This is a genomic window from Amycolatopsis mongoliensis (genome assembly GCF_030285665.1).
Classification (GTDB): Bacteria; Actinomycetota; Actinomycetes; order Mycobacteriales; family Pseudonocardiaceae; genus Amycolatopsis; species Amycolatopsis mongoliensis.
Genome location: NZ_CP127295.1, coordinates 6,284,109 through 6,298,474, shown reverse-complemented (window position 1 = coordinate 6,298,474; position 14,366 = coordinate 6,284,109). Strand labels below are relative to the sequence as shown.

General features: G+C 70.7%; 15 protein-coding genes. 7 read left to right on the top strand and 8 right to left on the bottom strand.

Going from position 1 to position 14,366, the window contains the following annotated elements:
- Positions 1-407: 407 nt before the first annotated feature.
- Both QRX60_RS30275 and QRX60_RS30270 read left to right on the top strand, forming a co-directional pair.
- Entirely contained in the window at positions 408-890 is a 483-nt protein-coding gene (locus tag QRX60_RS30275; protein WP_332845869.1) for an STAS domain-containing protein, read from the top strand.
- Between the two features lie 804 nt (positions 891-1,694).
- Positions 1,695-2,345, top strand: coding sequence for a phosphoribosyltransferase (locus QRX60_RS30270; protein WP_285994827.1), 651 nt, complete (start codon positions 1,695-1,697; stop codon positions 2,343-2,345).
- A gap of 483 nt (positions 2,346-2,828) precedes the next feature.
- Here the strand turns inward: QRX60_RS30270 and QRX60_RS30265 are convergent, their stop codons facing one another.
- From QRX60_RS30265 to QRX60_RS30250, 4 genes are all read right to left on the bottom strand, one after another.
- A complete protein-coding gene (locus QRX60_RS30265; protein WP_285994826.1) occupies positions 2,829-3,530 on the bottom strand; it encodes a GAF and ANTAR domain-containing protein in 702 nt (233 codons plus the stop codon).
- Between the two features lie 192 nt (positions 3,531-3,722).
- Positions 3,723-3,989 (bottom strand): hypothetical protein, encoded by a 267-nt coding sequence (locus QRX60_RS30260; RefSeq protein WP_285994825.1) that lies wholly within the window; start codon positions 3,987-3,989, stop codon positions 3,723-3,725.
- A gap of 92 nt (positions 3,990-4,081) precedes the next feature.
- Positions 4,082-4,816 carry a GAF and ANTAR domain-containing protein gene (locus tag QRX60_RS30255; protein ID WP_285994824.1) on the bottom strand — a complete coding sequence of 245 codons (735 nt, stop codon included), beginning with the start codon at positions 4,814-4,816 and terminating at the stop codon, positions 4,082-4,084.
- Positions 4,817-4,868: 52 nt separating this feature from the next.
- Positions 4,869-5,573: a GAF and ANTAR domain-containing protein gene (locus QRX60_RS30250; protein ID WP_285994823.1), complete on the bottom strand. Its 705-nt coding sequence runs from the start codon at positions 5,571-5,573 to the stop codon at positions 4,869-4,871.
- Positions 5,574-6,030: 457 nt separating this feature from the next.
- Between QRX60_RS30250 and QRX60_RS30245 the strand changes: the two genes are divergently transcribed.
- The 5 genes from QRX60_RS30245 (at position 6,031) to QRX60_RS30225 (ending at position 10,363) form a co-directional block, all read left to right on the top strand.
- Positions 6,031-6,450, top strand: coding sequence for an STAS domain-containing protein (locus QRX60_RS30245; RefSeq protein WP_332845788.1), 420 nt, complete (start codon positions 6,031-6,033; stop codon positions 6,448-6,450).
- A 274-nt stretch (positions 6,451-6,724) separates the two neighbouring features.
- The gene (locus QRX60_RS30240; protein ID WP_285994822.1) at positions 6,725-7,702 is read left to right on the top strand and encodes an ABC transporter ATP-binding protein; all 978 of its coding nucleotides are present in this window, start codon (positions 6,725-6,727) and stop codon (positions 7,700-7,702) included.
- Complete coding sequence (locus tag QRX60_RS30235) at positions 7,692-8,507, top strand: ABC transporter permease (protein WP_285994821.1); 816 nt, start codon at positions 7,692-7,694, stop codon at positions 8,505-8,507. Before QRX60_RS30240 ends, QRX60_RS30235 begins: the two co-directional genes overlap by 11 nt.
- Positions 8,508-8,910: 403 nt before the next feature.
- Positions 8,911-9,264 (top strand): hypothetical protein, encoded by a 354-nt coding sequence (locus QRX60_RS30230; RefSeq protein WP_285994820.1) that lies wholly within the window; start codon positions 8,911-8,913, stop codon positions 9,262-9,264.
- Positions 9,265-9,523: 259 nt separating this feature from the next.
- Entirely contained in the window at positions 9,524-10,363 is an 840-nt protein-coding gene (locus tag QRX60_RS30225; protein ID WP_285994819.1) for a GAF and ANTAR domain-containing protein, read from the top strand.
- A 236-nt stretch (positions 10,364-10,599) separates the two neighbouring features.
- Here QRX60_RS30225 and QRX60_RS30220 read toward each other — a convergent pair whose 3' ends face one another.
- The 4 genes from QRX60_RS30220 to QRX60_RS30205 all read right to left on the bottom strand — a co-directional run bounded on the left by QRX60_RS30220 (position 10,600) and on the right by QRX60_RS30205 (position 14,361).
- Positions 10,600-11,211: a sigma-70 family RNA polymerase sigma factor gene (locus tag QRX60_RS30220; protein WP_285994818.1), complete on the bottom strand. Its 612-nt coding sequence runs from the start codon at positions 11,209-11,211 to the stop codon at positions 10,600-10,602.
- 549 nt (positions 11,212-11,760) lie between these two features.
- Positions 11,761-12,228 carry a hypothetical protein gene (locus QRX60_RS30215; protein WP_285994817.1) on the bottom strand — a complete coding sequence of 156 codons (468 nt, stop codon included), beginning with the start codon at positions 12,226-12,228 and terminating at the stop codon, positions 11,761-11,763.
- 275 nt (positions 12,229-12,503) lie between these two features.
- Complete coding sequence (locus QRX60_RS30210) at positions 12,504-13,130, bottom strand: TetR/AcrR family transcriptional regulator (protein WP_285994816.1); 627 nt, start codon at positions 13,128-13,130, stop codon at positions 12,504-12,506.
- Positions 13,131-13,182: 52 nt separating this feature from the next.
- Positions 13,183-14,361, bottom strand: coding sequence for a CaiB/BaiF CoA transferase family protein (locus QRX60_RS30205; protein ID WP_285994815.1), 1,179 nt, complete (start codon positions 14,359-14,361; stop codon positions 13,183-13,185).
- Positions 14,362-14,366: the final 5 nt, after the last annotated feature.

Here is a 14,366-nt window from a genome sequence, read left to right as displayed (position 1 = left end):
AGCGACCCCGAAGTCCCGTGATCGATGACCTCGGGCCCGGCCGCAACGCCGGGATCACAGCAACGGCGAAGATTGCCACCGAGGGAGGGGAAACCGCGTGTCCACCAGCCGGAAAGTCACCTCCGACGCGCCGCGGAACGCGACCGCGCCGGTGGTCACCTTCTCGGGTGCCTCGGCCAGAGCCTCCGGTTTCCCGGCCCGACCGTGGCCGGCAAGTCCGCCACCGACGGTGTGCTGCGCACCCTGCTGCACCCCGCCTCGGACACGGCGTCGAACGCGGGCGCTGCTGAAGAACGTCACGGTGAAACCACCCACGCCGAGAGGGCCCGGACCCCGCACTCGCGACGATCACCATCGACCGCTGACCACGTTCCCCATCGCGGATTCAGTCTGCTCAGGAGTTGATCGTGAACCAGCCCGGAAACCGCGCTCACCATCCGGCGAACACCCTGCCCGGAGACACCTCGCCGCTCCGGCTCCGGACGGAACACCTACCCGCCGCCACGGTGCTCACCGCCACCGGCGACATCGACCTGCTGAGCACCGACATGCTCAGCACAGCGCTCGCCGAAGCGATCCGGCAAGAGCCGCCGTTGCTGATCGTGGACCTCACCTCGACCAGTTTTCTGTCGGGCGCCGGAATCTTGGTCCTCCTCGCCGCCCAAGCCCTGACGGGAGACGCGACGCGCCTGCTCGTCGTCGCGTCATCGCGAGCCACCTGGCGTCCCCTCCACCTGACCGGCGCGGACCAGCTGCTCAGCGTCCACGGCACCCTGCACGACGTGCTACCCGAGCCCCACCGGCAGCGGAAAGGCAGCGACTCGCCCGGCGATGCCACCCGAAGCGCCGTCTCGACCCGAGGGGAGAGGGGCGCGCCCCGAGGAGCTTGACGCCATCGGGCGCGTGTCGACCGCGACTGCCGGTGTCCACGGAGGCAGACGACGGATCACTCGTCCGGCGCAAATCGCCCGAGACCCCGGCGATCGACCAGAGAGCTCCGTGTCGGTTTGCCGCCCGGCACGACTCGGTAGCAGTGTGGTCGACGAGCGTGGGACCGTCCGCACGGCAGCTGACGCGAAGCCAACCACGTCACCACGCCCGGGACGGAACCGTCGAATCGGCGAAGACGTTTCGCGCAGCCACCCGACATCGCTGACGGCCCGCAGACGGCCAACGCCCGATCACAGGTGACCGACACCGACGCAGTCACCCATCCACACCCGCCCGACCTTCGCCATTCCGCACGCAAGCCGGTAGCACCCAGCGGGCGAGACCACCGAATTGCCAGGAGACGCCATGCCGAACCGCGTACTCATCAGCCAGGACACCGAACCGATCCCCTGCGAAGCATGCGGCACACCGACCCGGTACGTCGCCCGGCTGGTCACAGACGACGGCACCACGATCGGCCAGACCAGGGTGTGCACCACTTGCCGCCGGCACCGCGCCGAGGCCACCACTGCGACACGGTAGGAACAACACCGGCGGGCCGTCCCCGCCCACCCCGTAGCGCGCGGCCCGCGCGGCCACGTGCTTGGTGCGCCACCACATCCGGGCGTTCGTCCGGTTTCCCGTGGGCTGCTCCCCCGGGGGCCGGAAGGGGCTTGTGCCACCGAGGACGGTGACCTCCAGCCCTCGCGAGCATCAACCGCCTCGGGCAGGTTGACAGGGCGATCTACTTTGGGAGACAAGCCATGCGGTTCCGCGACAGACGGGAAGCCGGCCGAATTCTCGCATCGCGGCTGCACTACCTGTGCGGGCACGACCCGATCGTGGTCGGCCTCTCCCCCGGCGGTGTGATTGTCGCCCGCCAGATCGCCGACGCCCTGGTTGCTCCCTTGGACGTGCTGCTGGTGCACAAGATCCGCGCCCCCGGCTTCCCGGGAGCGGCCATCGGCGCCATCGGAGAACAGGACGTCGTGGTGCGGAACCAGCGGATCATCCGGGCTCTGCGGATCACACCGGCCGCGTTCCGCCAGGCGGCGAGGTCGGCCAAGGCCGACCTCGTCCAGCGCGCGGCGCGCTATCACCCCGGCCACCGCCCGCTCCCGGTCGCCGGCCGGCCCGTGGTCCTGGTGGACGACGGCATCGTGACCGGCGCCACCGCACGAGCCGCCGTCCGGGTGCTGCGGGCCCGGCAGGCAGGCCGGATCATCCTCGCCGTACCGGTCGCGCCGCTGGAGGTCCTGCGTTCGCTCTCCCGGGGCGTCGACCAAACCATCTGCACCCTGCCACTGGTCGAGATGACATCCCTCGGCGCCTGGTACACCGATTTCAGTGAGGTGGACGAATCTCAAGTGCCCGGGTTGCTGACCAGGCGCGAGGCCGAGATGGCCCGGCGATGACATGCACCGGTCTCCTGTCGCCGGCCGCAACCCGCGCCGGCACGGCAAAGCCCGTCAGACCGCGCCGCTCGGCGGCGTTCCCGGCGAGGCCGCCGAGAAAGCCTCCACGGCTCGGCGGCCCGCCACCCCCGCTTCCGGCTCACTTCCCCCTTCTCCCCTCCCGACACCCGGTAGCCGTCTGCGTCTCCGAGCTGAAAGCTTCGGCGCCGTCGTGGCGCTGTCCCGAACAGCCACCGAGACCGTCAGGAAGCACCCCGGCCCCGGACCGACACGTGGACACCCTTCTCCGGGGCGGAGCCGGGCAGGGAGGCCATGTCGTCGTTCTTTCCTCGGTCGCTTGTCCGCGGCACACCCGACAAGACGATGATCGTCAGCTGACGTCGCACCCGAAAAGACAGCCGGAGCGGCTGACCGGTTCCCGGCCGACGTGATCGCGGCGCTTCCTCGAAGTGTGGCGGCGGGGGAGGAAATCCCGACGTAGGGTCACTCGCGGACAGAATCCGGGTGCAGCCGGTGCTCGACGATGTCGTGCGCGACGTCCGGCAGTGGGCGGCGGTGGCTGAACGCGTGGGCGCGTAGCCGCGTGAGGGCGGCTTCGACGCTGATCTTCAGTCGGGCGGCCAGCACGCCGGTGGCGACATGGACGTCGTCGTTGTGGCTGTCCAAGTCTTCGGTGGCCCAATTGGGCGCGCCATCGTGGCTGTCGGTCAGCGACGCCGCGGTGGCCAGTTCCGTCAAGACGGCCGCATCCGCCAGCTCGGCCGCAGCCAGCCCGCCCGGGCTGCGTCGGTACAGGCCGAGAGCGCCGAGCCGCGCTCCGCCGGCCCGCAAAGGAAAGGCGAAGACGGCGCCGAGGCCGTGTCCGGCCACGGCATCGGCGAAGCCGGGCCACCGGTACCCCTCACCCGCGAAATCACTGACCAGCACGGGGCTACCCGCATTGTGCGCTTCCGTCCCCGGGCCGTCGCCGGCCGAGTGTTGCGCGGCCTCCAGCGACTCGGCCCAGGCATCGCTGGCCGTGGCGAACTCCCGCGCGCGGGTGCGGATCGAGATCGCGGCGGCATCGACGCCGGTCTCGGCCACGGCGACCCGACACACCACACCGGCCCAGCCGGAAAAACACCGATGCAGATCGACCAGGTCGGTGACCGATCGCCACAGCCGATCACGGCGTTTTCGGTCCATTGGCCGCACCTCCGTGCTCGCCCAGCCGATCGAACGCGCGGTTCCGCCGGTTCCACTATCGCGCGGCAACGGTCGTCGGACTCAGCAGTTTACGATGCATCCGAACTGCTTACCGCGGCAGCCGGGCGAACATTCCTGAGGTCGGCATCGGTCCGGTGCCGGAACGGGTGACCCCTGATTCGGCCGGACGGGTCAATCCCATTCGGCGTCCGGGTCGGCGCGGTGGTCAGCGTCGGCGTCAGTGGCCGCGATCGCCAGGTCGGCCAAGGTGTTCTGGCCGGCGAGGTCGTGGCCGCGGCAGAGCCTGTCGGTGGCTTCCTGTCTGTCGCAGGCGTATCGAACCTGCAGTATGCCCACCCCGATATTGAGGCGGGCGCGCTGATTCAACCGCTTCAAAAGGCGGTGTGCGGCAGCCTCCCGGCCTTCTCGCCCGTCTGAGGGGAGTGCGGCGCTGTTCATGGGCGCTCCTTGGCGGTGAGCGGCGTACAGCACAAGTCACGCTACGCGCCTCGCACGTCGTCCACCGGTCGAGGCAGGCGAAGCCGCCGCCGTCAGGACGTGCACGCCGCCCTGACGGCGGCAGGCGCCAGTGTCCCGTTGGTGAGATCCTCGGCCAGCGCACGCAAAGGGCGCCCGGTGCGGGCGCTGTGGGCGACCAGCCACTCGCGGGCGACGTCCGGTTCCACGTCGAGCGCGCCGGCCACGATCCCGACGGCCTGGCTCACGTGCACGCGGTCGTTGAGCGTGGTCAGCGTCTGCTCGACCAGGCGTTCGATGCGGCGCTCTTCCCGTTCCTGGGTGAGTCCCAGAACAGCCAGATCGGCCAGGGCCTGGCCGCGGCGCTGAAGCACCGGGGAAAGCTCGGCCGGCCCCCGGTAGAACACGTTGAGGGCGCCGACTGCACGGTCGTGCAGCCGCAAGGGAAACGCGTAGGCCGCGACGAATCCGGCTCCGATGACAGCGGCCGTGAAGGCCGGCCAACGACCGACCTCGGCGGTGAGGTCCGGCGCCGCGACCACGGCATTGGTGCTGACGGCGTCGAGGCAGGGCCCTTGCTCGGCCTGGATTTGGACGAGCTCGATGAACCGGGCGCGCTCGTCCGACGCGGCGATCACCTCGTAGCCGCCTCGGGGATCGACCATCAGCAGGCCGACCTCGCTCGACGACAGCACCGTGCCGCACGCCTCGATGACCGCATGGACGATCGTCAGCCCGTCGTGGTGTGCCGCCAGCCGCGAGGTGAGCGCGGCGACGATGTAGCTGAACTCATCCTGCGCGGTCGTCACCGAGTCAGCATACGACCGGGATTCGGGGCGCGCCCGACCGGTGATCCCCGGGTCAGTCGGCGGAGTCCAGGCGGAGCCGGCGGGCCAGAACTTCGCGTGCCACCTCGATCAGCGACTGGTGGTGGCTGAACGAGTGGGCCCGCAGGCGCAGATAGGCGTCGTCGATGCTGATGTTGAGCCGGGCAGCGAGCATGCCCGCGGCGACGTGCACGTCGTCGTAGTGCCCCGCGGAGGCTTCGCCGGCCCACATGTCCGTGCCGATGATGCTGTCGGTCAGCGCGGCGGTGACGGCCAGTTCGGCGAGGACCGCGAGGTTCGCCAGTTCGTCGGGTGACAGCTCGCCGGGAGTACGGCGGTACAGGGTCAAGGTGCCGAGCCGGACCGCGCCGACCTGCAGGGGGAACGCGAACACCGCGGTCACCCCGGCCTCCGCGGCGGCATCGGCGAAGCCCGGCCAGCGGGCTGTTTCGCGGGTGACGTCGGCCACCAGGACCGGGCCGCCGGTGCCGAACGCTTCGGCTCCCGGGCCTTCGCCGACGGTGTACTGGGCTTCCTCCAGTCGCTCGGCCCAGCGGCCGGTAGCGGCCACGAGCTCCGGTCGTTGCGGACGGGGGTGCACGGTGATGGCGGCAGCGTCGACGTCGACCTCGGCGAGGGCAGCATCGCACACCGCGCCGGCCCAGCCGGAGAACCTGTGCTGCCCGTCGGCTCGGCTCGTGACGAGCCGCCACAGCCGGTCACGGCGTTGACCGTCCACCGATCCCTACTTTCGCGCGCCGCCTCCTTTGATTCCAGCATCCCGCAACGGACACCGGATCGTCGCCCCGGGCCCCTCAATCGGTGAACGCGTCGCCGGGCAGCCGGTCGGCACGGCGGAGGTGGCCCAGTTCGGCCGCGGCGTCGGCGCATTGCGGGCCCCCGGCCACGCTGAGCCGTGAATACGAGAGATCACACGTGCAATGATCGAGCCGCGGACCCGCTCCCCCGAAAGAAATGGCCGTGACCGCCGCAGGACCCGTGGAAATTCGACGGGGAACGTGAAGAACTTTTGATTCCGGCGGTCGCGGCCGTCGAGATCGGAGATCTCCGGGTCGGGGTAGTCCTCCGATTGAGCTGGTCGCGTCATTGCGGTGGCGGACTGCGAACTTCTAGGCTGGCGGACTGGTTCGATCACCAGCCGCTGACCCGATACCTGCAGCGATGAGGAGAGCATCGTGGTGTGGCCAGGCGAACAGGAATCAAGGCGGTTGACCGTCGCCCGATCGCGCGGAAATCCGCAGGTCGTGGTTTTGGACCTGGTGGGTGAACTGGATGACGGGACCGTTCTGCTCCTCGCGCGTGAGGTCGCGTTGGTACTGGACCGTGAATCGGCGCCGGAGACGGTGGTCGTCGACCTGACCGCGGTCAGGTCGGTGTCGGCGAGCGGGCTCCGGGCACTGCACGCCGCTCATGCTCATGCCACGGGCAAAGGCATCGGGTTCCGCCTGGTGGTGCGGGAGAACTCGAGGCCGGCCAGTGTGCTGGACGCGACGAAGCTGCGGGCGGTCCTCGACGTGTATCCGAGCCGGGCCGCGGCGCTGGCCGCGGGCGACCGTGGCCGGTTCGTGCGGGAGATGCGCGCCCTCTGGACGTAGCACTCCCACGTCGGCCTCGCGATCGGAATCCCCGTCTCCGCCGGACGACCCCGAGGTACTCACCGCCGACCCGCGCGCCAGGACGTCGACGCTGCTCGTCGCGGCACAACGCGACGACCCCCGGGACGCCGGAACCCGGTGAACACCCGCTCTCGCTCCCGGCCGAACTCCTTCCGCTGTGGATGGCCAAGGGATCTATGGACCGCATTGTGGTGGCCAATGGCTCTACCTCGCCGCGAACGCCCGCCCTAGCGTCGGCTTCGAAGCGCCGGACATGACCTGCGAGGAGACGATGGTCGACACGGTGAACACCACACGACAACAGACCGAGCCGGCGATCGTGGTCGGACACCTGCGCATGGACTACGGCCACCAGCGTGCGGTGGACGACCTGAGCTTCCACGTGCGACGCGGCGAGATCTACGCACTGCTCGGGCCGAACGGGGCCGGCAAGACCACCACGGTCGAGATCCTGGAAGGACATCGCCGCCGCACCGCGGGATCGGTCCGGGTGCTGGGCGTCGACCCGGCGCACGGCGGTCGCCGGTGGCGCGGACGGGTCGGGATCGTGCTTCAGTCCGGCGGGCTGGACGGCGAGCTGACCGTCGGCGAGCTCGTCAAGTTCTACAGCGACCTCTACGCCCACCCGAAGGACGTCGGGGACACGATCGACCGCGTCGGGCTGGCGGACAAGCGCAAGGCCCGGGCCCGGACGCTGTCGGGCGGCCAGCTGCGCCGCCTGGACCTGGCCCTCGCCCTGATCGGCGACCCCGAGCTGGTCTTCCTCGACGAACCGACCACCGGATTCGACCCCACGGCCCGGCGCAGCGCGTGGGAGATGATCGACGAACTGCGCGGCGAGGGCACGACGGTTCTGCTGACCTCGCACTACCTCGACGAGGTGCAACGCCTCGCCGACCGGGTCGGCGTGGTGAGCAGCGGACGGCTCATCGCCGAATCCACGCCCAGCGCCCTGGGCCGGCGTGACATCGCCGACACCGTGATCAGCTTCCAGCCCTGGGACGCGGCACGGTTGCCGGACGGGCCGTGGCACCCACCCGAGCGGCACGACGACCGGCTCCTGCTGCGCACGGACCGGCCCACCGAAGCCCTGCTCACCCTCACCTCCTGGGCGGTGGGCCAGCATCGGGACCTGAGCGGCCTCACCGTCACGCAGCCGTCCCTCGAGGACGCGTACCTCCAGCTCACCGACGACGCGACCACCCCGTCCGGAGGCAGCGATGCGCGTTGACGAACACGCCCGGCCCAGGGCGTCCGTCCTGCTGGCGCTCGGTCAGATCCGGTACCAGCTGCTGCTCCTGGTGCGAAACCCGATGGGGTTCTTCATCGCCCTCGTCATCCCGCTGCTGTTGCTGGTCTGCCTGAACCTGCTCACCCCGGACGCGGCGACCGCGATGCCGGCGGGCCTGCACTACGCACAGTTCCTCGCACCCGCCGTGGCCGCGTTCAGCCTGCTCAACACCTGCTACGTCAACACCGTCACCGGGGTGGTCCTGGCACGTGAGGAAGGCGTGCTCAAACGGCTGCGCGGCACGCCGCTGCCCACGTGGTGCTATCTGGCCGGGCGGCTGGGCAGCACGTTCGTGACGTCCGCCGTGGCGGTGGCGGTGATCGTGACGCTGGCGGTCACCGCTTTCCACGTGACCGTCACGGCCCGGACGATCGGCTACCTGGCCGGTGTCGGATGCCTCGGCGCGGTCAGTTTCTTCCTGCTCGGACTGGCCGTGGTCGCGGTGGTGCCCAAGAGTGAGACCGCGTTGCCGGTCGCGTACGGCACGATGCTCCCCCTCGCGTTCATCTCCGACGTGTTCTTTTCCTCGGCCCACGCCCCGCAGTGGCTCCACGATGTCGCCTCGGCCCTACCCGTGGCTCCGGTCACCCGGGCCATGGAAGCCGCCTTCCTGCCCACGGCGCAGTCGTGGCCCATGCCGACCTCGGCGATGCTGACCGTGGGCGCCTGGAGCCTGGCCGCCATCGTGATCATTGCCCTGACGTTCCGCTGGGAGCCCGGTCCGATCCACTCCGGGCATCGGTGACCCAGGTCCTGGCGGAGATTCCGCCCGTACGACGTCCGGCGGCAGGGGGTGGTCTCTCCGCCACACCTCCCCCTTGCTTGGTGATCCTTTGCCAGCAAGGGAACCCGTGCTTTTTCGATCCAGTACGTCATAAAGCCCACCACTCGAGTTGTGACGAACACGCAACAGCCGGAGAGGCGCGAAATGCGGCTATCATGTGTGGCGATCAGGAACTCGAGCTCAAAGCCCCGGACCCCGCCTCGGCTCGAGCCACGTTCAAGCATGCGTGGAGGCGGCGGTGCACACCGGGCAAAAGGAAACCCATACGGGACACGCGCGCGACTCGTCCCCGGGACGACGCGGCGTACGGACGTGTGATGCGTGCGGGAAAGCGACCCCACCCCAGCGCCTGTTCCAGGCACTGGTGCCGGACTCCTCGGTCACGGACGAGTTCGACGCGCGCTACGACGGACAACGCTTGGTGACCGTGTGCTCCACCGACCACCTGCACCAGCTGATCGATCGAGGCCGGCGAGAGTGGGTCGACGAAGAACTCTGGCTGGGACGGCTGATCCGGACCAGCAGTCAGCGGGAGATGCGGCACGCCGACCTCGCCGCCGTCGGACGCCGCGCCTCACTCACGCCGGAGCAGCTCGGCCGGGTGCTGGCCTGGAACTCCCACCACCATGCCCCTCTCGACTCCCTGCCCGGCGGGCAGCTGCTCGTTACCACCCGCACGACCCCGGACGATGATCCGCGCCGGCAGCGGCCACGCTGAGCCGTCACCATCGTTTCGGGTCGTCGCCTAGGTTCCACGCCATCGAACCGGGCGCCCGCCAGGCGACGGCCTTCGCCGGTCTCGTCGCCCAGCGGGGATTGACGAGCGAGCCGACGTGCCCAATGCTCGAGTGGACGTGGATCTCCCGCTGCACGATGCGCACGTCCACCCGGCGGGGCCCTGGCCCGCCCATGAGCGTTGACCGAGCGACGTCAGTGCCGACGCGCACCATGCACCTCGACGACCAGGAGGGCACGCAATGAACCCGCCGGCGATCGCCGCCGCGCATCTTCCCAGGAGCCGTCTCCTCGAGGCGTTCGTCGAGCTCGCCGACACCTTGACCGACGACTTCGACGTGCTCGACTACTTGCAGGCACTGGTCGACTGGTGTGTCGAACTGCTCGAGGTCGACGCCGCGAGCCTGCTGCTGGCAGACTCCCACGGCCGGCTCCGGCTGATCGCCTCGTCCGACGAGCAGAGCCGGCGGCTGGCGCTGGTCCAGTTGCGGGACAACGACGGCCCCGGTCTCGACGCATACCGCACCGGCACCCCGGTCAGCCGCTCCCGGCTGGCCGACGCGAAGAAGACGTGGCCCAGGTTCGCCGCCGCGGCAACCGAGGCCGGTTTCTCCGCCGTGGACGCCTTGCCGATGAAGCTTCGCCGCGACGTGATCGGTGTCCTCGACCTCTTCCGGACCACCGGCACCGCTCTTCCACCCGAAAGTCTGCACGCCGCGCGAACCCTCGTGGACATCGCCACGATCGGGCTGCTCCAAGAGCGGTCCGTCCGCCACAACGAGATCCTTGCCGGACAACTGCGGAACGCACTCGACAGCCGGGTGGTCGTCGAACAGGCCAAAGGGATCGTCTCCGTAAGACTCGGCGTCGACCAGAGAGGCGCTTTCGCCGCTCTGCGCCACTACGCGCGCGATCATCGCGTCAAGCTCAGCGATCTCGCCTGGGCCATCATCGGCGATCCCGCAGGAAGGCACGAAATCTTCACCGAGGCGGTCAACGCCCGGCACCGGCGACCCGGAGCCGACGGTGCCCCGCCACCCCAACGGGAGGCATCCCACTCATCGCCTGGTGAGCGCCGCTGACGGGCCTCCCGAACACCTTGGCCGCCGATCAGCTCGGCTGGCGACGGCCGTGCGCCGCAATCCGGACCGAGTACCGCGACGCACCCTCGCTGACGATCTCGGCGCTTGACGGCGGCCGGCGCGCCAAGGCGGCAACCCGTCCGGCAGGACCTGCCGGATCACGGCCGGCCGTCCGCGGGCCGGTCCGATCCGGCAGGTCTTGCGCCCCACTCGGGCGGATGCGCGCACGGGGCGGTTCAGGAACCGCGCCCGGTCAGCTTCCGGACGAGCCGCAGCGCGCGGTGCTGCGCCACGCGTACGGCGCCGGCACTGGGCATTTGCAGCAAGCGCGCGGTCTCTTCGGCGGAGTAGCCGAAAGCCAGTCTCAGCACGAGCACCTTCCGGTGCGGCTCGGGCAGCCGGCGCAGCAACCGCCCCACCTGCCGGTCCTGCTCGAGCCGCGCGAACTCCTCCCCCGCCGCCGGAGCGAGCCGGGCCCGGCCGGCCGGACCCGGCTCGGTCGACGGCACGAGCTGCTCGCGGCTGCGGCGCCGGTCGCGGAGCCGATCCACGACCTTGTGCGCCGCTATGCCGAAAACCCAGGAAAGGAACTTTTCGTGGCCGTAGCGGTAGTCCGGCAACGCGGTGAGCACGGCGACCATGACGTCCTGGGCACAGTCTTCGGCTTCGGTGACGGCCAAGTCACGGAGGCGCTTGCGGCAGTAGCCGAGCACGATCGGCTGCAGCAGGCGGAACAGGGCCTTGCCCGCCGCCGGATCGCCGTCGAGGGCGAGCTTGACGAGCCGCGCGTCCGGGCGGGGAACGCGCCGGTCACCGAACCGATCCTCGCCCTGTGCGGCGGTTTCCACGGCATCTCCAGGAATCGATTTCCCACTCGGCTGGATCTCGTGCGGCATCGCGCCGCGCGCTGGGGTGCGCGCGGGAAGACGGCACGGCCGGACGACGGGCCGATGCCGATCGGTGGATCCGGTGCGGCTGGACGGCTTGGGTCCGCCGGGTGCCGGGATCGGGTGGCACGCCGGGTCCTGTCAGCCGGATCCCCCAGGCCGCGCCGGCGAGCTCACCGCCGCGGGGGCCGGACACCGCAGGCGGCCTCGATGGCCGCGAATCCCGCTGCTACGGGGAAGCGTCCTTTGGGCACGGGGCGGTAGCGCGTGCAAAGCGGATCCGCCGGCGCATGCGCGGACGGGACGCCGGCGATCGCGCCGAAGGGCCGACCCAGCCTGCGACCGGTTCCGAGAAGCCCTGAGTCGCCTCGGCCACGACGGGCGGCTGCTCGATCCGGTTCCGCACCTCGACCTCGTAGGTGTGCACTCCGCCAGTCTCGGCGGGGACCCGGGTCAGTCCGTAGGGTCCTCTGTCCCGCCGCGGCGGGCCGATGGTCCCCGCCTGCCCGCTCACGGAGTCGTGACCGCGTCGATGACCGTCCGCGCCTGCACGCGCGTCAGGGGGAACGTGCGCATCAGGTCGTCCACGCCGGCTCCGGTCGAAGCCAGCACCGCGGCGGAGCACAGGATACCGGGAAGAACGCCGGGCAGCGTCGTACCGAGCCGGTCGAGCAGGTCCCGCGGGCCGTCGTCACCGGCCGGGCCGAGCCGGGCCCGCCAGAGCAGCATGGCCACGTCTTCGTCGTGGTGACCGTCCGCTTCCGCCAAGCGGGCCATCGCGTCGCGGTAGCTGCTCCGGGTGAGTTCGCCGGCGAGTACCCGGGCGGTCAGCGCTCGTTCCTCTTCGGCCGCGGGCCACCCTGTTGTGTCGAAGTGCGGCCGGGCCGCCCGCGCTGCCCCGGATCGCCACCGGCGGGACACGGCCCAGCCGGCGAGCGGGACCAGCACGAGCAATCCGAGCACCAGTGCGATCACCATGGCTGCCCTCCCCGCGGGTGTCCGGTTCGCGTCCCTGTCCCTCCGATGCTGGCAGCCTCGGCCGCGCGAGTGGAGGGCCGAAAGTCCACTTCCGCGCGGTACTCGACCGCAGTCGCCGGAGCAAGTTCACCCGCGCCGGGCGCTGCGCTCCCCGGCCGTCGATCCGGTTGCCAGGGGCAAGGGCGTTCTCCTCTCCCCCGCGGACGGCAGGCACCGCCGGCCTCGACCCGCGACAGCAGGCTCACGCCGTCAGCCGGCTCCCGGAACCGGATCTCCTACCGCACGCCACCCGGTTCGGCCGGTTTCGCCAGCGTTGCCGCCACCTGGTCGTGCACCGCCAGCACGCGGGCGTCCAGCTCGCCGACCGGCAGCCCGACGTCCCGCGCGAGCGCCTCGCGGAAGATCAGGTAGCCCTTGTAGGCCGCGACCATGAACACGTGCATGGCGATCGCGTCGCCGTCCGCGGGCAGGTCGCCGTCGCGCTGGTCCCGGTCCAGCGCGGCTCTCGTCTTCTCGATCTCCGGCAGCGCGTGGTAGTCGGGGTCGCCGTCGATCGCCAGCAGCGCTTCGACGAGGACGGGTGCGGGGTTCTCCAGCGCGCTGCGGAACATCGCCTTGCGCCGGTTGAAGAACGACGCTTCCCAGTGCCGCTTCGCCCCCGCCGCCCACTCCTTCGCGCGGTGTGCCACGGCGGCGCGCAGCAACGACCGGCGATCCCCGAAGTACTGGTAGATCTGGCCGCGGTTCACGCCCGAGCGTTCGGCGACTTCCTGCAGGTTCAACCCCGCGAAGATGCCGTCGCGCTGGAGCAGGTCGAAAGTCGCCTGCAGCAGATCGGCCTCGGTACGAGCCCGGTCGCGCGAGCGCCGGCCCGGCGCCGCTTGCCCGGCGGTGTCGTTCACGTCATCTCCCCTGTACCTGGCGGTGCCAATCGGATCCAATCCTAGTGATCGCTCACACCACACCCCGGTCGCGCAGGGCGGCGATGTCCCCGCCGGACAGGCCCAGCAGCGCCCCGAGCACCTCGTCGGTGTGCGCGCCGAGCGTGGTGCCGGCCCAGCGCACGGTGCCCGGCGTGGCGCTCAGGTGCGGCAGCGGCGCGACCATCGGGATCTCGCCGAACTCCTCGTCGGGCACCGTGACGACCGAGCCGCGGGACCGGCAGTGCGGATCGTTCATCAGGTCCGCGACGCTCATGATCGGCGACGCCGGGATGTCGGCGTCGCTGAGCAGTTTCACCACCTCGTCGGCCGTCAGCCGCGACACCCACGCCCCGATGACCGGGTACAGCTCGTCCTGGTGGCGGATCCGCGCGGCGCGGTCGGCGAACCGCGGGTCCTCGGCCAGCCCGGGCCGGTTCATCACCGCGGCCAGGCGGTGGAACAACGAGTCCGTGCCGGCGTGCAGCGACACCCGCCGCTCGTCGGAGGTCACGAAGTCCGACGCCGGCACGATGGCCGGGTTCTTGTTGCCCAGCCGTTCACGCACCCGGCGGTCGAGCCCGTACGCCGTGACGGAATCCTCGCTGGAGCGCAGCGCCGCCTCGTACAGCGCCAAGTCGATCACCTGGCCCGAGCCGCCGCCGAGATCGCGGTGGTACAGCGCGGACACGACCGAGAACGCCGCGAGGTAGGCGCTCATGTAGTCGATCACGCTGTACCCGCTGCGCACCGGGGGACGCTCCGGTTCCCCGGTCACGTACGTCAGTCCGCTGTAGGCGCTGGCGATCCGGTCGAACGCGCCGCGGTCGCGGTACGGCCCGGTCAGGCCGAACCCGGTCAGGTAGAGCAGCACCGCACGCGGGTTGAGCGGCCGCAGGTGCTCGGGCAGCATGCGGTAGCGCTCGAGCGTGGGCGGGCGGAAGTTCGTGACCACGACGTCGAAGTGCGGTACGAGCCGGTGCAGCAGGTCCTGGCCCTCCCGGGTGCGGAGGTTGAGCGCGACGGACTTCTTGTTGCGCCCCTCCTGCAGCCAGCCGGGGGAACGCCCGCCGCCGCGGGTGAAGTCGCCGACCTCCGGGTCTTCGATCTTGACCACGTCGGCGCCGAAGTCGCCGAGGATGGTCGCCGAGACCGGGCCGGCGAGCACGGTCGCGGCGTCGAGCACCCGGATGCCGGCCAACGCGTCGCTCATCGTGT

Excerpts from the sequence above, each read along its gene's own strand:
- QRX60_RS30240 (WP_285994822.1), top strand. The coding sequence starts at position 6,725 with ATGACCTGCGAGGAGACGATGGTCGACACGGTGAACACCACACGACAA.
- QRX60_RS30260 (WP_285994825.1), bottom strand. The coding sequence starts at position 3,989 with ATGAACAGCGCCGCACTCCCCTCAGACGGGCGAGAAGGCCGGGAGGCT.
- QRX60_RS30270 (WP_285994827.1), top strand. The coding sequence starts at position 1,695 with ATGCGGTTCCGCGACAGACGGGAAGCCGGCCGAATTCTCGCATCGCGG.
- QRX60_RS30205 (WP_285994815.1), bottom strand. The coding sequence starts at position 14,361 with ATGAGCGACGCGTTGGCCGGCATCCGGGTGCTCGACGCCGCGACCGTG.
- QRX60_RS30265 (WP_285994826.1), bottom strand. The coding sequence starts at position 3,530 with ATGGACCGAAAACGCCGTGATCGGCTGTGGCGATCGGTCACCGACCTG.
- QRX60_RS30225 (WP_285994819.1), top strand. The coding sequence starts at position 9,524 with ATGAACCCGCCGGCGATCGCCGCCGCGCATCTTCCCAGGAGCCGTCTC.
- QRX60_RS30215 (WP_285994817.1), bottom strand. The coding sequence starts at position 12,228 with ATGGTGATCGCACTGGTGCTCGGATTGCTCGTGCTGGTCCCGCTCGCC.
- QRX60_RS30235 (WP_285994821.1), top strand. The coding sequence starts at position 7,692 with ATGCGCGTTGACGAACACGCCCGGCCCAGGGCGTCCGTCCTGCTGGCG.